The organism is Variovorax paradoxus, from assembly GCF_902712855.1.
GTDB classification, from domain to species: Bacteria; Pseudomonadota; Gammaproteobacteria; order Burkholderiales; family Burkholderiaceae_C; genus Variovorax; species Variovorax paradoxus_Q.
Window position 1 is genome coordinate 1,421,928 of the sequence record NZ_LR743508.1, and the last position, 22,195, is coordinate 1,444,122.

Here is a 22,195-nt window from a genome sequence, read left to right on the forward strand (position 1 = left end):
GGCCCGTCGGGCACCCCCCGGAGGCCCGAACCGGGGCGCAAAGGGGTGGCCGGACACGCATGGCGCGTGGGGCAGCGCATGGGGCATGGTGCGGGATTCCACCAAGGTTTCACGTTCGCCGCAGCGGCGCATACTCGCGCCAAAGCCACTCGCCGGCCCCTCCGGGGCTCCAGGCGACAGCCAGGAGACACGCGTTGCAGCGAACGAATATTGCCAACCCGGCCTACTTCCACAAGGTCGTCGATTGCCAGTACGCCTGCCCGGCGCACACTCCCGTTCCCGAGTACATACGCATGATCGCGCAGCGCCGCTACGGCGACGCATACATGATCAACTGGGCCTCCAACGTGTTCCCCGGCATCCTGGGGCGCACCTGCGACAGGCCCTGCGAGCCGGCCTGCCGGCGCGGTCGGGTCGAGGAAAGCAATGCCGCGGCGCCGGAGCCTGTGGCCATCTGCCGGCTCAAGCGCGTGGCCGCCGACATGAAGGAGGACGTGCGTGCGCGCATGCCCGGCCTGGCGCCGAAGAACGGCAAGCGCGTGGCCTGCGTGGGTGCGGGACCTGCCTCGCTCACCGTCGCGCGCGACCTCGCACCGCTGGGCTACGAGGTGACGGTGTTCGACGGCGAGGCCAAGGCCGGCGGCTTCATCCGCACGCAGATACCGCGCTTCCGGCTGCCCGAGTCGGTGATCGACGAGGAAACGGGCTACGTGCTCGACCTGGGCGTCGAGTTCCGCGGCGGCGAGCGCATCGGCTCCATGAAGGCGCTGATGGCGCAGGACTGGGACGCGATCTTCGTCGGCTGCGGCGCGCCCCGCGGGCGCGACCTCGACGTGCCCGGCCGGCAGGAGGCCGCGGCCGGCATCCACATCGGCATCGACTGGCTGAACTCGGTGTCGTTCGGCCATGTGAACAGCATCGGCAAGCGCGTGATCGTCCTGGGCGGTGGCAACACGGCCATGGACTGCTGCCGGTCGGCGCGCCGCCTCGGCGGCACCGACGTGAAGGTCATCGTGCGCAGCGGCTTCGAGGAAATGAAGGCCTCGCCCTGGGAGAAGGAGGACGCGCAGCACGAGGGCATTCCGATCATCAACTTCCACGTGCCCAAGGCCTTCGTGCATGAACAGGGCAAGCTGGTGGGCATGCGCTTCGAGATCGTCCGCGCCGTCTACGACGACCAGGGCCGCCGCACGCTGGAGCCCACCGGCGAGCCGGAGGCGTACTTCGAATGCGACGAGGTGCTGGTGGCAGTCGGCCAGGAAAACGCGTTCCCCTGGATCGAGCGCGACTGCGGCATCGGTTTCGACAAGTGGGGCCTGCCGGCGCTGGACAAGGACACCTTCCAGTCCACGGTGCCCCGCGTGTTCTTCGGCGGCGATGCGGCCTTCGGCCCCAAGAACATCATCACGGCGGTGGCCCACGGCCACGAGGCGGCCGTGTCGATCGACAAGCTGCTGCGCGCCGAGCCGGTCCATGTGCGCCCTGCGCCCATGACCAACCTGGTGTCGCAGAAGATGGGCATCCACGAGTGGAGCTACGACAACGACACCTCGAACGACCTGCGCTACAAGGTGCCGTGGGCCAAGGCCGAGACCGCGCTGGCCAGCATCCGTGTCGAGGTCGAGCTCGGCTTCGATGCCGCCACCGCTTTCAAGGAGGCCGAGCGCTGCCTGAACTGCGACGTGCAGACCGTGTTCGCCGAGTCCGCGTGCATCGAATGCGATGCCTGCGTGGACATCTGCCCGATGGACTGCATCAACTTCGTCGACAACGCCGACGAGGCCGAGCTGCGGCCCCATCTGAAGGCGCCGGCCCTGAACCTGGCGCAGGACCTGTATGTGTCGGGCGGCCTCAAGACCGGCCGCGTGATGGTCAAGGACGAAGACGTGTGCCTGCATTGCGGCCTGTGCGCCGAGCGCTGCCCTACGGGGGCATGGGACATGCAGAAGTTCTTGCTGAAGATGACGCCCGCGGGCGCGGAGCAAGGAGTACCGGCATGAGGTCCCCGTCTTGCCCCCTCTCCCCTCGGGGAGAGGGTTGGGGTGAGGGCAGGGGCCTGTGCAAGCGCGCCGCCTCTGCCACCGCCGTCGGCCCTCACCCCCGCCCTCTCCCCAAGGGGAGAGGGAGCCATACGAGCACGGAGGTGGCCGCATGAACGTCCCGCAGATCGAAGCCGTCAACGACTTCGTCATCAAGTTCGCCAACGTCAACGGCTCGGGATCGGCCTCGGCCAACGAGCTGTTCGCCAAGGCGATCCTTCGCATGGGCGTGCCGGTGAGCCCGCGCAACATCTTCCCTAGCAACATCCAGGGCCTGCCGACCTGGTACGAGGTCCGCGTGACCGAAGAGGGCCACCTGGGCCGTCGCGGCGGCACCGACATGATGGTGGCGATGAACCCGCAGACCTGGGACGCCGACGTGGCCGAGCTGGCGCCCGGCGGCTACCTGTTCTACGACAGCACGCGGCCGCTGCCGCCGTCGAAGTTCCGCGACGACATCCGCGTGATCGGCATGCCGCTCACCGAGATCTGCAACGCCGTCTACCAGGACCCGCGCCAGCGCCAGCTGTTCAAGAACATCGTGTACGTGGGCGCGCTGGCCATCCTGCTGGGCATCGAGCCGGAAGTGGTCGAGAAGCTGTTCGGCGAACAGTACAAGGGCAAGGAAAAGCTGCTCGCTTCCAACGTGCAGGCGCTGCACCTGGGCTGCGACTTCGCACGGGAAAACCTGCACGAGCCGGTCGGCCTGCAGGTGCGGCGTGCCGACCGGGTGGGCGGGCGCATCTTCGTGGACGGCAACAGCGCGGCGGCGTTGGGCTGCGTGTACGGCGGTGCCACCGTGGCGGCGTGGTATCCGATCACGCCGTCGTCGTCGGTGGCCGAGGCCTTCCAGAAGTACTGCACCAAGTTCCGTGTCGATGCGGCCACCGGCCAGCACCGCTTCGCCATCGTGCAGGCGGAAGACGAGCTCGCCTCCATCGGCATGGTGGTGGGCGCCGGCTGGAACGGCGCGCGGGCCTTCACCGCGACCTCGGGGCCGGGCATCTCGCTGATGGCGGAGTTCATCGGGCTGGCCTACTTCGCGGAGATACCCATCACGCTCATCAACGTGCAGCGCGGCGGTCCTTCAACCGGCATGCCCACGCGCACGCAGCAGGCCGACGTGCTCGCTTGCGCCTATGCGTCGCACGGCGACACCAAGCACGTGCTGCTGTTTCCGCAGGACCCGCACGAGTGCTTCGAGCAGGCGGCCGCGGCGCTGGACCTGGCCGACCGGCTGCAGACGCCCGTGTTCCTGATGACCGACCTGGACATCGGCATGAACCAGCGCCTGTGCGAGCCCTTTGCCTGGGACGACAGCGCGGCCTACGACCGCGGCAAGGTCATGAGCGCCGAGGAGCTCGAGGCGGGACGCGACTTCGGCCGCTACAAGGACGTGGACGGCGACGGCATTCCCTGGCGCACGCTGCCGGGCACGCACCCGACCAAGGGCAGCTATTTCACGCGCGGCACCACGCGCGACGCGTACGCCCGGTATTCGGAGCGCGGGCCGGACTACATCTACAACATGGAGCGGCTGCTCAAGAAGTTCGCGACCGCGGCCACGCTGGTGCCGCAGCCGGTGCTGCGGCCTGCCGCCGCAAGGACCGGGCTGGGCGTCATCTATTTCGGATCGACCAGCCCGTCGATGCACGAGGCGCTGGACGCGCTGGAGGCGCGCGGCATCCACCTCGATGCGCTGCGGCTGCGGGCCTTTCCGTTTCCGGACAGCGTGGCACAGTTTCTTGCGCAGCACGAGCGGGTGTTCGTGGTGGAGCAGAACCGCGACGCGCAGATGCGCAGCCTGCTGGTCAACGAGCTGGACGTCGACCCGGCACGGCTGATCCGGGTGCTGCATTTCGACGGCACACCCATCACCGCGCGCTTCATCGGGCAGGCGATCGCCGCGCACGTTCATCCGACGGAGGAAGCGGCATGACCTACCTCGCCAAGCCCAGGCTGCGGCACCCCACGCTGGCCACCAACAAGGTGGGCTACACGCGGCGCGACTACGAGGGCAAGATCTCGACGCTGTGCGCCGGCTGCGGCCACGACTCGATCTCCGCCGCCATCATCGAGGCGTGCTGGGAGCTCGACATCGAGCCGCACCGCGTGGCCAAGCTCTCGGGCATCGGCTGCAGCTCGAAGACGCCCGACTATTTCCTCGGCGCGTCGCACGGCTTCAACACGGTCCACGGGCGCATGCCCAGCGTGCTGACCGGCGCCAACCTGGCCAACCGCGACCTGCTGTACCTGGGCGTCTCCGGCGATGGCGACTCCGCCTCCATCGGCCTGGGCCAGTTCGCGCACGCCATGCGGCGCGGCGTGCGCATGGCCTACATCGTGGAGAACAACGGCGTCTACGGGCTGACCAAGGGCCAGTTCTCGGCGACGGCCGACCAGGGCTCCAAGAGCAAGAAGGGCGTGGTCAACACCGACAGCCCGGTGGACCTCGTCGCGATGGCGCTGCAATTGGGCGCCAGCTACGTGGGGCGCGGGTTCTCGGGCAACAAGGCGCAGCTGGTGCCGCTCATCAAGGGGGCGATCAGCCACGGCGGCTCGGCGTTCATCGACGTCATCAGCCCGTGCATCGCGTTCAACAACCACCCCGGCAGCACCAAGAGCTACGACTACGTGCGCGAGCACAACGAGGCGGTGAGCCGCATCGACTTCATCAGCGGCCGCGACGAGATCACCATCGATCAGGGACCGGGCGAGGTGGTGGACGTGCGCCAGCACGACGGCACGCTGCTGCGCCTGCGCAGCCTGCACCCCGACTACAACCCCGGCGACCGCTACGCCGCGATGGCCTACATGCAGCGGCACCAGGAGATGGGCGAGGTGGTGACCGGGCTGCTGTACGTCGATCCGCTGGCCACCGACCTGCACACCGCGCTGAACACCAGCGACCGGCCGCTCAATGCGCTGGACGCCGGCGAGCTGTGCCCCGGCGCCAAGGCGCTGGCGAGGCTCAACGACTCCTTGCGCTGAGGCGCCGTCGGCGGCACCATTGGCGCTCCTTCAGGAGGGCGCACCATGGCCGAGCGCACCGTTTTCCAATCGATCTCGCGCACGCACGTGATCAGCCTGGGCCCGCAGGCCAGCGTGCGCGACGCCGCCTGCGTCATGACGCGCGCCAACTGCGGCAGCGTGCTCGTCATGGAGCTGCCCGACATCCTGCTGGGCATCCTCACCGAGCGCGACCTCATGACCCGCGTGCTGGCCAAGGGGCTCGACCCCGACCGCACGCCGGTGCGCGAGGCCATGACGCCCAACCCGATCTGCATTCCGCCCGAGACGCTGGTGTCCGACGCGGTGGCGATGATGCTCGAGCGCGGATTCCGGCACCTGCCGCTGGTGGCGGGCGCGAAGATCCTCGGCGTGTTCTCGGTGCGCGATGCGCTGCCGCGCGAGATCGGCGCAGCGGTCAGCCTGAGCGAGTTCCGCGAGCAGGTGAACGACGCGCTGGGGTAGCGCGCCGCGTTTTCTTGCCGGCGACCGGTGCCGGGCGGGACCGGATCAGCCGCCGTTCGATTCCTTCGCCGACTGGTGCTCCGCCAGCGGCACGAAGCGGCCCGTGTCCGTGTCCAGGGCTTCGATCGAGCCGGTTTCGATGTCGTAGACCCACCCGTGCAGCGTGAGCGCGCCCTGCGCCAGCGCGAGCGACACGGAAGGGTGCGTGCGCAGGTTGTTCAACTGGGCCACGACGTTGGCCCGCACCATGCCGTCCACGCGCGAGCGCTCGTCGGCATGGGGCTGCGCTTCGTTGATCATGCGGGCCGCATCCGAGTAGCGCAGCCAGCTCTTGACGGCCGGCATCGTGTCGAGGCAGGCGCACGTTGCGATCGCCTTCATGGCGCCGCAGTCGGAGTGCCCGCAGATGACGATGTCGCTCACCTTCAGGGCGGCGACCGCGAACTCGACGGTGGCCGACACGCCCCCGGGCTCGGGACCGAAGGACGGGACGATGTTGCCCGCATTCCTGATGACGAAAAGGTCGCCCGGTTCACGTTGTGTCACGAGCTCCGGCACCATGCGGCTGTCGGAACAAGAGATGAACAACGCCGTGGGCGTCTGGCTCGTGGCCAGTTCCTTGAAGAGCTCCTTGTGAGCGGGAAACACTTCCTTCTGGAAGCGCACGAAGCCGGCAATGATGTCTCGCATGGCTCGAGTCTAGTCGCCCGAAAGTCATCCGGACAGCCCCGCGGGCCCGCGGGTTCAGCTCGCCGGCGCCTTCGCCGGCAGAAGGGCCTCCAGCACGATGCGCGTCGGGCCGCTCGTGTCCCGGTCGCTGACCGCGACGCCCAGCTGCCGCCACAGGGCCGGGCTGAGCGGGCGGATGGCGATGCGCGGGTCGTGCGCGGGCGTTTGCGATTCCTCCGGCAGCAGCGCCGCGCCGTAGCCGGCGGCAACCAGTGTCCGGATCGCGTCGTTGTAGTTGAGCTCGATGCGCGGCCGGCAATGGACGCCGGCCGCGGAGAACCATTCCGCCGTCAGCCGGTAGAGCCGAGTGGAGGCGTCGTTCATGATCAGCGGACGCTGTGCCAGCCATTGCGGTGTCAGCCGCCGGGGCGCCTTCCAGTCCGCCGGCAGGAAGGCGACGACGGCCTCGCGCCGCAGCGGCGTGAGGTGAACGCCGCGCACGGGCGCCTGCGGCAGCGCCACGACGGCCAGGTCCAGGCTGCCTGCCGAGAGCCGGGCCATGCTGTCGTTGGAGGTCAGGACCTGCACGTTCACGTCGATGCCCGGATGGTTCCGCGCAAGGCGTTCGAGCGCCGGCGGCAGCAGGTGCGCGATGGCACCCGTCGAGGCACCCACCCGCACCCGGCCCGTCTGGCCTGCGAGCTGGCGCCGAACGTCCTCCACCGCATCGTCCGCATCCGCCAGCAGCCTGCGGGCACGCGCGATGAACCGCTCTCCCAGCGCGGTTGCCTGCGCGGGCCCCCGTCCCCGAACCAGCAGTTGGCCCCCAGGCGCGATTCCAGTTCCGCGATCTGCACCGTGACGGTCGGCGCTGCCAGGTGAAGGGCGCGCGCGGCATTGGCCAGGGACCCGAGGTCGGCAATGGCGACCAGGGTGCGAAGGTGGTCGAGGCTCAGTTCACGCATGGCATGGATTCAATTTTTCTTAATCTCGGGTTGCATATATTTAGCTGGAGCCATCGAGGCCGCGCCCCTACGATCGCGTTCCATGGACCTTCATATTTTCATCGACGGCGACCAGGGCACCACCGGCCTCGACCTGCAGAACCGGCTCCAGGGTGGGGAATTCCGCATTCGCACACTGCCGGCCGGCCTGCGCAAGGATGCGTCTGCGCGCCGGGCTGCGCTCAACGAATGCGACATCGCGATCCTCTGCCTGCCCGATGCCGCAGCGCGCGATGCGGTGTCGATGATCGAGAACCCTTCGGTGCGTGTCATCGACGCGAGCTCGGCGCACCGCACCAGCCCCGGCTGGATCTACGGCCTGCCGGAACTCGATGCCGGGCAGGCGAACGCATCGCCTCGGCGTCGCGCGTGACGAATCCGGGTTGCTATCCGACGGCCGCGGTCGCGTTGCTGCGGCCTCTGACCGACGCGGGCCTGCTGCCTGCAGACTATCCGCTCGTCATCCATGCCGTCTCGGGCTATTCGGGCCAGGGCAGGGCGGGGGCGGAAGCGCACGAGGCCGGGGCGGAGCGCATTCGCTGAAGGTCTACGGCCTTGCACTCGAGCACAAGCACGTGCCGGAGATCGAGGCCTACGCCGGCCTGGCGGTGCGGCCCATCTTCGTGCCGGCCTATGGCAGCTACCGGCAGGGCATCGTGCTGACCATCGGGCTGCATGCGCGAATGCTTCCCGCAGATGCGTCCGGTGCACGCATCCACGAATGCCTCGCGCAGCGGTACCGCGACGCCACGCATGTGCGCGTGATGCCGATGTCTTCGAACGTGCCGATCACCGAACTCGATCCGCAGATCCACAACGGCTCAAACGACATGAGCCTCGGCGTCGCATGCAACGAACGCACCGGGCAGATCGTGTTGAGCGCCGTGCTCGACAACCTCGGCAAGGGCGCCGCGGGCGCGGCGGTCCAGAACCTTCGCCTGATGGCGCAGTCCGGCGCATGAACCCGTGGTGCGGAGGTGGACCGGCTTGCAGACGCCACGTTCGTACCTGTTCTCGGGTATTTACGCGAAGGCGGCGTGCGTGACATAACGCCGGGGTCCTCACTCCGGCCGCCTGCCCGCGCGCGATCCAGCATGACCCTCGGATACAACGTCCTGCTTTCCCAGCTCACCAGAGGCTATCTGCAGCAGAACTTCACGACGGCATTGGGCATCCGCCCTCTGGACGCCGGAACGGCATCGTTCGACCTGGTTCCACACCTTGTCAACGGGCAGCGTGTCGTCATCCTGCGCGCGGCGGACCTGTTGGAGGCCCAGCCCGGCAACGAGCGGGAAATGCCGATCTTCGGCTACTGGGTGCCGCAAGGCGATTCCTGTGTCATCCCGGTTCGTGCGGGCGGGCTGCGACAGCTGGTCTTCACGCCCGATTTGAGCGGCTGCTCGATCATGGTGGACCAGATCGACGCCGACAACTATCGCGTCTACCACGTGCAGGGTGGGGCCCTTCATTTCCAGAGGGAGTACCTCAACCATCCGGCGAGACTCAACGTGCTGGGCCTCGCCGCGGCCATGACCACCGACGACTACAGCGATCCGCAGCAGCCTCGCGGCTTTGCGTTCCTGAAGTACGAAGAGGATCGTTGGTGGATCTATGTGCAGAAGCAGACCGGTATCGGCCTGGGATGGGTGCAGGGCCAGTTGATGGCCATCGGCGGTGCGCAGCTTCCCAGGGGCGGAATCCGGATGCCCGTCGCCGACCTCATGCACGACATTCCCCGTGTCTACGGAAGCCAGAACGGCTTTGCCCTGCGCAGCGTGCGCAACTTCCGTGTCCAGAGGCGGTTGATGCCCAACGACGACATCTGGTGACACCCGCCGGTTTCGGGACAATGCGTCGCGCAAGGCCGGGGCGTGCGGTGTCCTCTCATTGCTTTTCTTCGTGCGCAATCTGCGCCGACATCTGGTAGCTCACGCCGAGCAGGCGGTTCGACAGCCTGTCGATGGTGCCGTCGGCGCGCATGTCCCTGATGGCCTTGCTCACCGCTTCGCGCAACGCAGGCTGGTTCTTGGGCATGGCGGCGGCCGACAGCTGGTAGGTGAGGATCGGACCCACTTCCTTGATCGGCAGCTTGTTCACCGTCGCGTACCGCATGCCGCCGAAGTGGGAGCTGATGAGCGCATCGATGCGTCCGATCGCGATGTCGTTGAAGACAAGGCCGCCGTTGTCGTAGGTCACGATCTCCGAGCCGGGAAGGTTGGCGCGCGACCACGATTCGTTGCTGGTGCCCGCCGTGACACCGATGCGCTTGCCCTTCAGGTCTGGCCGGTCCTTGATGTCGTTGTTGGAGGTGCGCACGAAGATGCGGAAGTCCTCGAGGCCGTAGGCGATGCTGAAGTCGACCTGCTTCTCGCGCTCGGGCGTGGGCGTGAGGTCGTTCATCACGAGTTCGTACTTGCCGGCCTTCAGGCCTTCGACGAAGTTCTTGAAGAGATCGGCAACGAACTCCACCCTGGCGACGCCGATGCGTCTGGCCACCTCCTTGGCCACCTCGACGTCGTAGCCGGCTGGCTGGTTTTTGTCGTCGAGCATGCTCCACGGCGGGCTGGCCTGCGTGTTGGCCACGCGGATCACGCCGCTGGCGCGCGCGTTGGCGAGCAGGTCGGCCTGCTGCGCCGAGGCCTTGGGGGCAAGCAGCATGCCGAGGGCCGACATGGCGAACAGGCTGCAGATCAGGTGGCGTCTGGAAGAAACTCGGTTCATGGCGCGTAGGAAGTTGGAGGTCGATGAATGAGCGCGATCTTGTCGCGCGCCACGGCCTTGCCACAATCGGGCGCAGGTAGTTGCTCAATAAGCCGGGCTTATGCACCAATCAGGGAAACTACTATCGCCGTTTGGGTGCCTTCCGCGGAACCGGGACGACCGCGCCGCCCACCGCCTCCCGTACGCGCTTCAAGTCGGCTTCGAGCTGGATGCGCATGACGCGCAGCAGCTCCTTGGCGTTGTCCGACAGCGGCATGCCCGGCCTGAACACGAGCAGCGAGGTGGACGGGATGTCGAAGGCCATCGGCTTGAGCAGCAAGCCGCGCGTCACGTAGTCGAGCGCCATCACGGGGTGTGCCATGCCCATGCCGACGCCCTGCAGCGCGAACTCGCACACCGAGTTGGAGTAGGGCGTCTCGATCACAGGGCGAAGGCTGCGGCCTTCGGCTGCCAACGCTTCGTCGAGGGCGCGGCGTCCGACGTCCTCGGGGTTGAGCGCAATGAAGGGGTGGCTCGCAAGATCATTGGCGTCGAGGATCTTCTTTCGCGCCAGCGGGTGCTTCGCATTCATCACGATCACGCCGTGCACTTTCGCGAAGGGCGAATGCTCGAGGCCGGTGACGGAAAGCTCTTCGGCCATCAGGCCGAAGTCGAGCTGGCCGGCAGACACCTGCTGGTAGACCTCGCGCGAGCTCATGACCTGGAACGACAGTTGGATCTGGCGCCGCTCAAGGCCGAAGGCCGCGATGGCCCGCGGCATGAAGCCCGTGCCGAGGGCCGGAAGGGCGCCGATGGCAAGCCGCCCCAGGCCGAAGGACTTCAGGCTGCGGATGCGGTGCTCGATCATCTCGAGGCCGGTGAAGTAGCGGTCGACCTCGACCATCAGGGCGATGGCCTCCTGTGTGGGCACCAGGCGCCCGCGCACCCGCTCGAACAAGCGCAGTTCGCAGGCGAGCTCGAACTTGCGCAAGGACTGGCTCACCGCGGGTTGGGACACGCCCAGCAACGTCGCGGCCTGGCTCGTGGTGCCTGCCCGCATGACTGCGCGGAACACCTCGATGTCACGCTTCTCCATCCATAACCTCCGTTTATCGAGCGAGTAGCCGGCGCTGTTGAGCTGATAGGTCGCCTGACAAATACTTCAGCGCATCGGCCAAGACAACCTAACCTGAACGAATAGCATAAATGCAATCAATTGCTCCAGCTAATGACGCATTCGAGAGCCTGTCGCCGCCCGTGATGCGTGGCTCGACGGTCGTCTTCGAGAACTTCAACGACTTCGTGAACCGCAAGAGCCGGCAGCCCGACGGCTTCAGCTACGGCATCACTGGCACCCCGACCGCGCGCGGGCTCGAACGCAGGATCGCGCAGCTCGAGGGTGGGCGGCATTGCGTGATCACGCCTTCGGGGCAGTCCGCGCTGATGACGACGGTCATGGGCTTCGTGCGCGGCGGCGACCACCTGCTGGTGTCCGCGGCCTGCTATGGCGCGTTGAAGACCTTCGCGCAGAAGTGGCTCGCTAGCATGAACGTGGAGGTGGAGTTCTACAGGCCTGCGATCGGCGCCGAGATCGAGTCGCTCATCCGGCCGAACACGCGGATGATCTGCATGGAGTCGCCCGGCACGGTGACGATGGAAATGCAGGACACGCCCGCCATCGCGGCCGTGGCGAAGCGCCGCGGCGTTCTCACGATGATGGACAACACCTGGGCCAGCCCGCTGGGCTTCCGGCCGCTCGAGCACGGCGTGGACTTCAGCATCGAGGCTGCGACGAAGTTCCTGGGCGGCCATTCCGACCTGCTGATGGGCAGCATCAGCATGAACGACCACGCGCACTACGACGTGCTGCGCGAGACGCAGAGCATTCTCGGCCAGCAGGTGAGCCCAGAGGACTGCTTCCTGGTACTGCGCGGACTCGAGACGCTGAAGCTGCGCGTGGCTGCGCAGAGCGCATCGGCGTTGCACGTCGCGCGGTGGCTGCAGGCGCAGCCCGAGGTCGACCGCGTGTTGTACCCGCCGCTCGAATCGGACCCGGGTCATGCGCTGTGGAAGCGCGATTTCCGGACCAACGGGTGCCTGTTCTCCCTCGTGCTCAAGCCAGCGCCGGAAGCGGCGTTCCACGGCTTCTTCGATGCGTTCAAGCGCTTCGTGATTGGCGCCAGCTGGGGCGGTGTGCACAGCCTTGCCGCGTACTATCCCGCGCCGCTGCAGGCCGACCGCCTGTTCCCGGCCACCGACCAGCCCGTGGTGCGCCTGTCGATCGGCCTGGAGGACACGGCCGACCTCATCGCCGACCTGCAGGCCGCACTCTCGGGCTACGCCGCCCGCCGCACGGGCGCCGCGCCGCGCTGAGGACGGAGGCCGAACATGATGGACCTGTTCATCAGGGCGCTCCCCCTGCTCGAGAAGGCGGTGCTGGTCACGCTGGGCCTGGGCCTGTCGGCGTTCTTCTTCGGCTGCCTGCTGGGCTTGCTGATCGCGCTGGCACGCATCTCGCCGTTCGCGCCGCTGCGGTGGTTCGCCTTCACCTACGTGTCCGTGTTCCGCGGCACGCCGCTGCTGATCCAGATCCTGCTGATCTATTTCGGCCTGCCGTCGTACGGCATCGTGATGGGACCGATTCCTTCCGCCTTGCTGGCCCTGAGCCTCTTCGCCGCTGCCTACCTCAGCGAGAACTTCCGCTCGGGGATCATGGCCGTCGACAAGGGCCAGTGGGAAGCGGCCTGGTCCATGGGCATGGGCTACTGGAAGACGCTGTTCCGCGTCGTGCTCCCGCAGGCGACACGCATCGTGCTGCCGCCTGTCGGCAGCCGTCTGATCGGGCTGATGAAAGACACCTCACTGGCGTCGACGGTCACCGTGGTCGAGCTCACGCGCGTCGCCGAGCAGATGGGCGCCACCACCTTCCGGTACATGGAAATGTTCCTCATCGTCGGTGCCATCTACTGGTTCATCAACCAGGTGCTCACCCTCCTGCAGACCTGGCTGGAAAGCCGCCTCTCCAAGCGCTACGCATGAACGCAACAACCACTCCGCCGGTCCACGTCAGAAACCTCGCCAAGAGCTTCGGGCCGAACCATGTACTCCGGCAGATCGATCTCACCGTCGCGCGCGGCGAGGTCGTGGTGATCATGGGACCTTCGGGCTCCGGCAAGACCACGCTGATCCGCTCGCTCAACTTCCTCGAGATGCCCGACCGCGGCACCGTGCGGATGTGCGGCATCGAGATCGCCGACGCGGGGTCCAGACCTTCGGCAGAGACTCGCCGCAAGATGCGCGAGATCCGGAAGAAGACGGCGATGGTCTTCCAGTCGTTCAACCTGTTCTCGCACATGACCGCCGTCGAGAACGTGATCGAAGGCATGGTCTCGGTGCAGGGCATTCGCAAGGCTGCGGCGTTGCCCCGCGGGCGCGAGCTGCTCGGCCAGGTCGGGCTGCTGGAAAAGGCCGACGAATACCCCGGCCGGCTGTCGGGCGGACAGAAGCAACGGGTGGCCATTGCCCGCGCTTTGGCGATGAATCCCGAAGTGATCCTTTTCGACGAGCCGACCTCCGCCCTGGACCCCGAGCTGCGCGGCGAAGTCCTGAAGGTGATGCGCGAACTCGCCGACAAGGGCATGACCATGCTCGTGGTGACGCACGAGACGCACTTCGCGAAAGACGTGGCCGACCGGATCGTGTTCATGGAAGGCGGCGTGATCGTGGACGACGCCACGCCGGAGCACTTCTTCGGCCCCACCGCGAGCCAACGCTCGAAGGACTTCCTGGGGCTGATCAGGGATTGAGGACAGCGTCGCGTTGCCGATGGGCGGATGGCGTGGCGATCCTGCCCGCCACGCTGGCGCTTCAGGCCTGCGATTGCAGGCGCACGATTTCCTGCTTCAGGAGCCCGAGAAAGGGATCGCGAAGCGCCGCGTCCGTGTAGGAGGGCAGTGCGATGGGCAGGTTGGCGCCGGTCGACAGCCGGTCGCCTTTCTCCGATATCTGCAGGGCGCTCGCATCCACTTGCGCAAGCGCGATGCGCAACGGCGATTCCATCAGGTCCTTTCCGTACAGCGCCTTCGAGGTCAGCGCGAGGCCGTACGGGCCGCCGAAGAGCGGGAAGTCGACCAGCGCAAACTGCAGGGCTTCGTCGGCGGGAATCTGGAACTTGCCGATGACCTTGCCGAGCTTCTTGGAGAGCTTGGGGTTGAGCGGATCGAGCAGTGCCTCGCCCGCATCATGCTCGGCCACCAGTTCGGCGAGCTTCCATTCGCGCAGCCGGGGCTGCCGCAGGCTGCCATGCTGCGCGTGATACCCGATCACCGTGCCGATCACCGCCTGCAGCGATGCGCCGCATCGCGCCGACAGATCGGATTGCGGACACTGCGCGAGGTCGGCCCAGTCCTTCCAGGCTTTATAGCCTGCGAGCAGGGGCGACACGAAGCCTTGCACCACATCGACGCCCGTCGGCAGAGCCTGGCCTCGCGCAGGCGCCGGTGCGGCCGACAGTACCGTGAAATCGTCCTGCACGTAGATCGCCTGATCGGTCAGCAGAAAACCCTGCGACGTGCGCTTGCCGCTGAACCGGTTCATCGCGTGATAGCCGAGGAAGAGAAGCGGGATCTCGTCGTCCACCAGGGGCCTGGGCAGGTACATCTGCTCCACCGCCTGGGCGAACACCTGTGCGGCGTCGTCGTGATCGGGATGGTCGAGCTGGTCGGGCAGGAAGAGGAACGCGGAGAGTCCGGCGCTGGACGGTTCCTGCACCTGCTGGCGAACCTGCGAACGCAGCGCATCGCCGTGCCGCGCCTGCTCTTGCGGCAGCATATCCAGGTAGTCGGTGAAAGACGAAAAGACGATCGACATGTCGCAGTCCCTCCCTGAAGGTGTTCTTGGAAGGCCCAGTATGCCGCCAGTGGCGGCGATCGGCCCGCCGGCAGCGCGCGCAGGCGACGCGATGCGTTGCGCGCGCCGGCCCTCGTGGAGGGCTGGCATCTGCCGGCCGCTGCAGCGAGAGTGATTCTTCTGAGCGCGAGATATGCGTTCTGAGCCGGTCCGCCCGCGATCCTGAAGTGAGGCAGCCGCTGCAGCAAGTGCGGCGAGCGTCATGAAGACACGCCGCCGGCCGGTGCCTGCGTGCCGGGGCCTGCTCGCCGTCCTTGCAGCCGCCGCAGACGAAGGCGTGTTCCGATGAACTCGTCGTGACACAGCGTGCGGGGCGGACGGTCCCTCGAGCCAACGAACGTGGCCGTCGGATGCTCGACCCGCCCGGCACGCGTCCTGCAGCGCGCGATCTTTCTCAAGCATGACCAGCAAACGCAACGCGACCCTGATGGCGACCAGGGCCGGTTCTCGACAGGAGAACCTTGCGGTGGGGCCGGCGGGGGACGCCTGAGGTCTGCGGCGGGCCGAGCGGCTACGCCGCCGATTCCTGCGCCGTGCCAACGGCCTTCAGCTGCGCAGGATGCCGCGGGCGCTGCAGGCCCAGGTGCTCGCGCAGCGTGCGCCCCTCATACTCGGTGCGGAACAGTCCCCTGCGGCGCAGTTCCGGCAGCACCAGCTCGATGAAGTCATCCAGCCCGCCCGGGAACCACGGCGACATGATGTTGAAGCCGTCCGCGCCGCCTTCCTCGAACCACTGCTGCAGCTGGTCCGCGATGCTGGCTGGCGTGCCGACGACCTGCTGGTGGCCGCGCGCGCCGGCGATGCGCAGGTACAGGTCGCGGATGCTCAGGTTCTCTCGGCGCGCCAGGTCGACCAGCAGCCGCTGGCGGCTCTTCGGCCCGTTGGTCTCGGGCAGCTCGGGCAGCGGCCCGTCCACCGGCAGGCCCGAGAAATCGAAGCCCCCGATCACGCCCGACAGCAGCGACACGCCCACCACCGGATGCACCAGGTCCTGCAACTGCGCGAACTTCTCTTCCGCCTCGGCCTGCGTCCGGCCCACCACCGGGAAGATGCCGGGCATGATCTTCACGCTGTCGGGGTCGCGGCCATAGGCGGCCGCGCGGGCCTTGATGTCGGCGTAGAACTCCTTCGCCTCGTCGAAGGTCTGGTGCGCCACGAAGATCACCTCGGCCGTGCGCGCCGCCAGGTCGCGGCCGGCCTCCGATGCGCCGGCCTGCACCACCACCGGCCGGCCCTGCGGCGAGCGCGAGACGTTCAGCGGCCCGCGCACCGAGAAGTGCTTGCCCTTGTGGCCGAGCACATGCAGCTTGTCTTCGTCGAAGTAGCGGCCGCTTTCCTTGTCGCGCACGAAGGTGTCGTCTTCCCAGCTGTCCCACAGCCCGGTGACCACGTCGTGGAACTCGGCCGCACGCTCGTAGCGCAACGCGTGTTCGAAGTGCTCATCGCGATTGAAGTTCTGCGCCTCGCCCGTGCCGCTGGAGGTGACCAGGTTCCAGCCCGAGCGGCCGCCGCTGATCTGGTCGAGCGAGGCGAACTTGCGCGCCACGTTGAAGGGCTCGTTGAAGCTGGTCGAGACGGTGGCGATCAGGCCGATGCGCTCGGTCACCGCGGCCAGCGCCGACAGCAGCGTGAGCGGCTCGAAGTGGTCGCTGCGCGCGGTGCGCGACAGCGAGGGGAGGTCGCTGCTGCGCACGCCCACCGAGTCGGCCAGGAACACCGCATCGAACTTCGCGGCTTCCGCCTTCTGCGCGAGCTGCACGTAGTGCCTGAAGTTGCTCCCCGCATCGGCCTGCGCGCCGGGGTGGCGCCATGCGGCGATGTGGTGGCCGGTCTGCATGAGGAAGGCGCCGAGCTTGAACTGGCGGGTCGATGTGGCCATGGCGTGGATTCGGGTGATGGAAATGGCCCTGAAGCGTAGGCGCGGCGCCCGCATGTCCAAAGAAGGCTTTCGCGTTTGCTTAGGCGCTCGCGTGCATGTGCGGGCAGACGGGCGTCCCGCCGCTCGCGGCAAGTGTGAAGAGGATGCCGTTCACCAGGCGAGCTGGAGCCCGGGCGGCAGCCCCGGCACCGGCAGGCCGCCCCGGGGCTGCGGCGGCACCGGGCGCGCGTCCGCGCCGCTGTCGATGAAGTCGCCCAGTACATCGTCGCGCAGGCGGATGAACGCGGGGTCGCTGCGGTTGCGCGGGTGCGGCAGGTCGATGTCGACCGTGCGGCGGATGCGCCCCGGCGACGGCTGCATCACCACCACGCGGTCGCCGAGGAACACGGCTTCTTCCACGTCGTGCGTCACCAGCAGCATGGTGATGCGTTCCTTCTGCCAGATGCGCTGCAGTTCGTTCTGCAGCCGCGAGCGGGTGAGCGCGTCGAGCGCGCCGAAGGGTTCGTCGAGCAGCAGCACGCGCGGGCGGTTCACCAGGCCGCGCGCGATCGCCACGCGCTGCGCCATCCCGCCGGAGATCTGGTGCGGCCACGAGCGCTCGAAGCCCTCCAGGCCGACCAGCGCCACGTGCTCGGCCACCAGTTCAGCCTTCTCGCGCGCGGTGAGGTGCGCGTTGCGCAGCCCTACAGCGATGTTCTGCGCCACCGTGAGCCACGGGAACAGCCGGTGGTCCTGGAACACGATGCCGCGCTCGCGGCCGGTGCCCGAGACCGGCTGGCCGCCCAGCAGGATCTGTCCTTCGTACTGGGTGTCCAGCCCGAGGATCAGCCGCAGCAGGGTCGACTTGCCGCAGCCGCTCGCGCCCACGATGCTCACGAAGCGGCCCTCGGGCACGTGCAGGTCGATGCCTTCGAGCACCTGCAGTTCGCCGCCCTGCGCCTGGGCGTGGGTGTAGCGCTTGCCGAGGCCGCGGATGTCGAGCTCGTTGGAGGTCTGTGTGGTCAGGGGAGTGCTCATGGGTTGAAGCCTTGTCTCAGTTCGCGCGCCCGGTCCAGCGCGCCAGCCGGCGTTCGAGTGCACGGGCGGCGGCGTTCATCAGCCAGCCGACAGTGCCGATGACGACCATGCCGAAGATGACCAGGTCCATCTGGAAATGCTCGCTGCCTTCGATCAGCGTGTTGCCGATGCCCTTGCCGGCCACCAGCAGGTATTCGGCGCCGATGGTCGCGAGCCAGGAATAGATGAGGGCAAGGTAGACGCCCGTGAAGATCGACGGCAGCGCCGCCGGCAGCACCACCTGCGTGACCGTCTGCCAGCGGGTGAAGCCGTACACGCGCGCCACCTCCAGCAGGCCGGGCGGCACGGTACGGATGCCGTCGCAGGTGTTCACCACCACCGGCACCAGCGCGGCCAGCGACAGGAACACCACCTTGGCCACGTCGCCCAGTCCGAACCACACCGAGATCAGCGGAATCCATGCGAACAGCGAGATCTGCTTGAAGGTGTTGAAGCTCGGGCCGACGATGCGGTCGAACAGCGGCGACAGGCCGAGCAGTGCGCCCAGCAGCAGGCCCGACAACGTGCCGATCGCGAAGCCCGTGGCCTCGCGGGCCAGGCTGGCGCCCAGCGCGCGCCACAGCCGACCGCTCGCGACCTGGTCGACGGCGGTGTCGACCACCTTGGCCGGCGACACCAGCAGGGCGGAATTGGCGATGTCCAGCGATGACAGCAGCCACCACATCGCAATGGCGAGCGCCGGCAGCACCAGGCCGCGCCAGCGGCTGCGCCCGGCCTGCCGCAGCGGCTGCACGGCGGCCAGTTCCGCGGCGTCCGTTGCCGTGCGGTTCATCGCTTGCCTCCGGGCCGGTGGCGGTTCGCCGCCGCTTCCAGGCGGTCGAGCAGCCGGTCGATGGCATAGCCGATGGCACCGACCACGATCACTGCGGCCATCACCAGGTCGAGCTGGAACAGCTGGCGCCCGTACACGATGAGGTAGCCCAGCCCTTCGCTCGATGCCACGAGCTCCACCACGACGAGCGACAGCCATGCCTTGGTGAAGCCCAGGCGCACGCCCGTGAAGAGCGTGGGCACTGCATGCGGCAGCACGATCTCGAGCACCTGCTGGCGCCGGGTGTAGCCGTAGACCTCGCCCACCTCGCGCAGCGACACCGGCGTCTGGCGGAAACCTTGCAGCGTGTTCAGCGCCACCGGCACCAGCGCCGCCTTGGCGATGAGGATGTACTTCAGCGGCTCGCCGATGCCCACGATCAGCAGCACGAAAGGCAGCCAGGCGAGCACCGGGATCTGCACCAGCGCGTTGAAGCTGGGCAGCACATAGGCCTCGAGGCGCCGCGACAGCCCCATGGCCGAGCCCAGCACCAGCCCGATCAGCGTGCCGATGGCGAAGCCCACGCCCACGCGCGTGAAACTGGTGCTCACGTGCAGCCACAGGTCGCCGTTGGACGCCAGGTCGCGCAGCGTGTCCCACACGAACTGCGGCGGCGGCAGCACCTGCGGGGAGATCCAGCCCTGCTCGGCGCCGGCGAACCACAGCGCGAGAAGAGCGACGGGAAGCAGCCAGGGCAGGGCGGCGTCGACCAGCCGCACGGCGATGCGGCGCCAGGGCAACGTCGGACGTGCGGACGGGGCGCCGTGCCGTTCAAGCGCCGCAGAGAGTTCGGCTTCGGCGCTCATCGGTATCGCTCACTTCGCGGCGAGTGGGATGAAGACACCGCGCGGTCCGGGTCTTGCTCCCTCTCCCGCGAGCGGGAGAGAGGGCAACGCGAGTCGCCCTGCCCGAGCTTGGAGAGACAAGGCAACGGCGCGCTCATTTCGCAGCGACCGATGCACCGGCCGCCGGCTGGCCCTTCGCATCGAAGGCGGTCCAGAAATCCTCCAGCCCCTGCTTCTTCAGTGCCGCCTTCAGGTAGCGCGTGTCGAACCAGTCGTCCACCGACACCTCGCGCCGTATCAGCCTGAGCTTGAGCGCGTCGGCCACCACGGCCTTGTAGCGCGCGACGATGAACGCGTCGGCCAGCGGCGAGTTGCGCACGGCCAGCGGCTGCCGGTCGAACTCGGCCGCCCACGACGCCACCGGCGTGCCGCTGCGCGCCCAGATCCGGAAGAGTTCGTCGCGGTTCTTCTCCTCCGACGACCAGTGCGCCGCGCGCACGAACACGTCGACCACGCGCTGCACCTCGGCCGGATTCGCCTGCTCGAACTCGCTGCGCACCAGCAGCGAGGCCTGGCGTGTGAAGGCCGGGTCCTGCCCCTGCGTGGAGTACACGACCTTGGCCAGCCCCTGGTCCCGCACCTTGAACCACTCGTAGCCGCCGAAGGCCGCGTCCACACCGTTGGAGACCAGGGCCGCCTGTGCGCTGCCGGTGTCCAGGTTCACGCCCTTGATGTCGCGCTCCGCCAGGCCGTTGGCAGCCAGCACGTTGATGGCGACCAGATGCCCGTTGGTGCCCCGGAAGATCGAGACGGTGCGGCCCTTCAGGTCCTTGATCGACTGCACCTGCGACTTCACCGGCGCCACCAGGTAGAGGTTGTTGCGCGCGCCGCTCACCAGCAGCAGCTTGGTCTTCAGCCCGTTGGAGCGCCCGACGATCGACGGCAGGTCGCCCTGGTATGCAAAGTCGATCTGCTTGTTTGATAGTGCCTCGTTCACCGCCGGGCCCGCGCCCTTGAAGAACAGCCACTCGACCTTGATGCCCGAGGCCTTGAACTCTTCCTCCAGCCAGTTGTTGGCGCGTGCCACGCCGCCGGGCGAACCGCCCCAGGTGACGGGGTCGCCGCCGCCGGCCGTGGCCACGCCGATGCGGATGGTGTCGGGCGCCGCGTGCGCGGCGGTGGCGCAAGCCAGGGCGACGGCGAACGCCGCGGCCCAGCGCGACAGATGCTTCATGGCGCTCATCGCGTGCCTTTCAGCGCGAGCTTGCGGCCCACCTCGGTGCCTTCGAAGAAGCGCGGATTGGCCTCGGTGTAGAAGCGGTGCGGGTTGCCGAAGACGAAGGCTTTGAAGTCGTCGGAAGAGATCACGCCCTGCTGCACCAGGTCCCAGGTTTCGGCCAGCGGCTCAGTGAACTCCGGCACGTCCCAGTGGCCCACGTCGGACGACCAGATCGCGTTGATCTTCGTGCCCAGCGGGTTCACGCGGGTGTTGAAGGCGGCCGCCACGGTGCGGTCGTCGGCCTCGGAGCCGAAGTAGAAGTTGTTCACCCAGCGGTCGCGGATGTCTTCACCTTCTCGATGCCGGCGAGCGCGAAGTCGTCGATTTCCGACTCGTTCGGCTCGCGGCTGTGCGGCAGCGCCGAGATGCCAAGGCTGTCGCGCAGCAGCGTAGCCTTGTCGAGCGTGCGGCCCTTGACGAAGTCGCCGCCGTAGCGCTCGAACAGCGAGGCCAGCAGATCGATGTCGGCCTCGGCCGGATCGTAGTTGCGCACCGCGTGCCTGTTGCGCTTCTCCCAGCGGTCGACCAGGTGCGTGTACACATGCGCGCCCCAGTCGGCACCGCCCTCGAGCAGGCCCACGCGCAGCCCCGGAAAACGCCGCGTGACGCCGCCGAAGAACAGCGCCTTGGCGAAGGCCTGCGAACCGTCGGCGAAGTGGCCGATGTGGTTGTTCATGTAGTTGCTGATCGACTGCCGCCCGGTCCAGCCCTGGCTGCCGTAGTGCGTCGTCACCGGCACGCCCAGTTCCACCACCTTGGCCCAGAACGGGTCGTAGTCGTGCTCGCTGTCGATGCCGTAGAAGTCGATGTATCCGACCTGCTTCGCGATGTCGGGGTGTTGTGCCGCCGGGTACTTCTCGGCGATGGCGCGGATCGGCCGGCGCACGCCGCCGGCGATGTTGATCACCTTCAGCCCCAGCGTCTTCACCGCGAATTCGAGCTCCTCGATGCCTTCCTGCGGCGTGTGCAGCGGGATGCCCGCCACCGGCGTCAGGCGGTCGGCATAGGGCCGGTACTGGTCGGCATGGAAGTGGTTGATGGCGCGGTGCAGCGGCTGGCGGTACTCGCTGCCGGCCGCGGCGGGCGAGAGCACGTCGTTGGGAAAGAGGATCGAGTAGTCGGAACCCTGCTCGCCCAGGCGCTCGTGCAGCAGCGCGGGCAGGGTGTAGGTGGCCAGGTCGTAGGTGTTGCGCGTCACGCGGGCCCACCACGGCGCGCGCAGCGTGCGGTGGAACTGGCGCTCCTCGGCGCTTTGCTGGTACCAGTCCTTGCCGCCGCCGTTGCGAGTGACGAAGCGCCCGCCCAGCGCCTTGCGCAGCGCATCGACGAGCTTGTTGCCGCCGTATTGCGCCACGTAGTCCTCCAGCACCGGAGCGAAGTCGTTGACATGCACGTCCGTGTCGATCACGGGGTGGTCGAGGCCTGCCTTGACGGCGGCGGAGCGCGAGGCGTGCACGCGGTTCAAGCGATCGTTCATCTGCGGGTTCCTTGTTGGTCGACGCGTTGGAAGAAGAAAGGACCGCCGCAGGCTACGCGGGGCGCGCATGCTTGCCAAAGAAGGCTTTGGCGC

General features: G+C 67.8%; 17 protein-coding genes and 3 pseudogenes. 9 read left to right on the top strand and 11 right to left on the bottom strand.

The window, feature by feature from the left end; genetic code table 11:
• Positions 1–194: 194 nt before the first annotated feature.
• From AACL56_RS33210 to AACL56_RS33225, 4 genes are all read left to right on the top strand, one after another.
• Positions 195–2,000: an FAD-dependent oxidoreductase gene (locus AACL56_RS33210; protein WP_339094825.1), complete on the top strand. Its 1,806-nt coding sequence runs from the start codon at positions 195–197 to the stop codon at positions 1,998–2,000.
• A 151-nt stretch (positions 2,001–2,151) separates the two neighbouring features.
• Positions 2,152–3,978 carry a 2-oxoacid:acceptor oxidoreductase subunit alpha gene (locus AACL56_RS33215; protein ID WP_339094827.1) on the top strand — a complete coding sequence of 609 codons (1,827 nt, stop codon included), beginning with the start codon at positions 2,152–2,154 and terminating at the stop codon, positions 3,976–3,978.
• Positions 3,975–5,030 carry a 2-oxoacid:ferredoxin oxidoreductase subunit beta gene (locus tag AACL56_RS33220; protein ID WP_339094829.1) on the top strand — a complete coding sequence of 352 codons (1,056 nt, stop codon included), beginning with the start codon at positions 3,975–3,977 and terminating at the stop codon, positions 5,028–5,030. The genes AACL56_RS33215 and AACL56_RS33220 overlap by 4 nt, the downstream gene beginning before the upstream one ends.
• A gap of 45 nt (positions 5,031–5,075) precedes the next feature.
• Positions 5,076–5,513 (top strand): CBS domain-containing protein, encoded by a 438-nt coding sequence (locus AACL56_RS33225; RefSeq protein WP_339094831.1) that lies wholly within the window; start codon positions 5,076–5,078, stop codon positions 5,511–5,513.
• Positions 5,514–5,558: 45 nt separating this feature from the next.
• Here AACL56_RS33225 and AACL56_RS33230 read toward each other — a convergent pair whose 3' ends face one another.
• Positions 5,559–6,203: a carbonic anhydrase gene (locus AACL56_RS33230; RefSeq protein ID WP_339094833.1), complete on the bottom strand. Its 645-nt coding sequence runs from the start codon at positions 6,201–6,203 to the stop codon at positions 5,559–5,561.
• Between the two features lie 54 nt (positions 6,204–6,257).
• Positions 6,258–7,147 (bottom strand): annotated as a pseudogene (locus AACL56_RS33235) (LysR family transcriptional regulator).
• 82 nt (positions 7,148–7,229) lie between these two features.
• Here AACL56_RS33235 and argC point away from each other — a divergent pair.
• Both argC and AACL56_RS33245 read left to right on the top strand, forming a co-directional pair.
• A pseudogene (argC, locus tag AACL56_RS33240) lies at positions 7,230–8,148 on the top strand (N-acetyl-gamma-glutamyl-phosphate reductase).
• 132 nt (positions 8,149–8,280) lie between these two features.
• A complete protein-coding gene (locus AACL56_RS33245; RefSeq protein WP_339094835.1) occupies positions 8,281–9,015 on the top strand; it encodes a hypothetical protein in 735 nt (244 codons plus the stop codon).
• 55 nt (positions 9,016–9,070) lie between these two features.
• Here AACL56_RS33245 and AACL56_RS33250 read toward each other — a convergent pair whose 3' ends face one another.
• Both AACL56_RS33250 and AACL56_RS33255 read right to left on the bottom strand, forming a co-directional pair.
• A complete protein-coding gene (locus AACL56_RS33250; RefSeq protein WP_339094837.1) occupies positions 9,071–9,907 on the bottom strand; it encodes a transporter substrate-binding domain-containing protein in 837 nt (278 codons plus the stop codon).
• Positions 9,908–10,028: 121 nt separating this feature from the next.
• A complete protein-coding gene (locus AACL56_RS33255; RefSeq protein WP_339094839.1) occupies positions 10,029–10,982 on the bottom strand; it encodes a LysR substrate-binding domain-containing protein in 954 nt (317 codons plus the stop codon).
• A gap of 110 nt (positions 10,983–11,092) precedes the next feature.
• On the opposite strand from AACL56_RS33255, the gene metC reads away from it, so the two are divergent.
• From metC to AACL56_RS33270, 3 genes are read left to right on the top strand one after another with little or no spacing between them, the layout of a single operon-like run.
• Positions 11,093–12,259, top strand: a complete 1,167-nt coding sequence (metC, locus tag AACL56_RS33260) for a cystathionine beta-lyase (RefSeq protein WP_339094841.1) — start codon at positions 11,093–11,095, stop codon at positions 12,257–12,259.
• Between the two features lie 15 nt (positions 12,260–12,274).
• On the top strand, positions 12,275–12,925 hold the full coding sequence (locus AACL56_RS33265) for an amino acid ABC transporter permease (protein ID WP_339094843.1): 651 nt from the start codon (positions 12,275–12,277) through the stop codon (positions 12,923–12,925).
• On the top strand, positions 12,922–13,692 hold the full coding sequence (locus AACL56_RS33270) for an amino acid ABC transporter ATP-binding protein (protein WP_339094845.1): 771 nt from the start codon (positions 12,922–12,924) through the stop codon (positions 13,690–13,692). Before AACL56_RS33265 ends, AACL56_RS33270 begins: the two co-directional genes overlap by 4 nt.
• A gap of 61 nt (positions 13,693–13,753) precedes the next feature.
• Here AACL56_RS33270 and AACL56_RS33275 read toward each other — a convergent pair whose 3' ends face one another.
• From AACL56_RS33275 to AACL56_RS33305, 7 genes and pseudogenes are all read right to left on the bottom strand, one after another.
• Positions 13,754–14,755, bottom strand: a complete 1,002-nt coding sequence (locus AACL56_RS33275) for a hypothetical protein (protein ID WP_339094847.1) — start codon at positions 14,753–14,755, stop codon at positions 13,754–13,756.
• 550 nt (positions 14,756–15,305) lie between these two features.
• Positions 15,306–16,673, bottom strand: a complete 1,368-nt coding sequence (locus AACL56_RS33280) for an LLM class flavin-dependent oxidoreductase (RefSeq protein WP_339094849.1) — start codon at positions 16,671–16,673, stop codon at positions 15,306–15,308.
• A 150-nt stretch (positions 16,674–16,823) separates the two neighbouring features.
• Complete coding sequence (locus tag AACL56_RS33285; RefSeq protein WP_339094851.1) at positions 16,824–17,690, bottom strand: ABC transporter ATP-binding protein; 867 nt, start codon at positions 17,688–17,690, stop codon at positions 16,824–16,826.
• 16 nt (positions 17,691–17,706) lie between these two features.
• Entirely contained in the window at positions 17,707–18,522 is an 816-nt protein-coding gene (locus AACL56_RS33290) for an ABC transporter permease (RefSeq protein ID WP_339094853.1), read from the bottom strand.
• A complete protein-coding gene (locus AACL56_RS33295) occupies positions 18,519–19,367 on the bottom strand; it encodes an ABC transporter permease (RefSeq protein WP_339094854.1) in 849 nt (282 codons plus the stop codon). Before AACL56_RS33295 ends, AACL56_RS33290 begins: the two co-directional genes overlap by 4 nt.
• Before the next feature lie 133 nt (positions 19,368–19,500).
• Entirely contained in the window at positions 19,501–20,580 is a 1,080-nt protein-coding gene (locus tag AACL56_RS33300; protein ID WP_339095319.1) for an ABC transporter substrate-binding protein, read from the bottom strand.
• A 5-nt stretch (positions 20,581–20,585) separates the two neighbouring features.
• Positions 20,586–22,102 (bottom strand): annotated as a pseudogene (locus AACL56_RS33305) (amidohydrolase family protein).
• Positions 22,103–22,195: the final 93 nt, after the last annotated feature.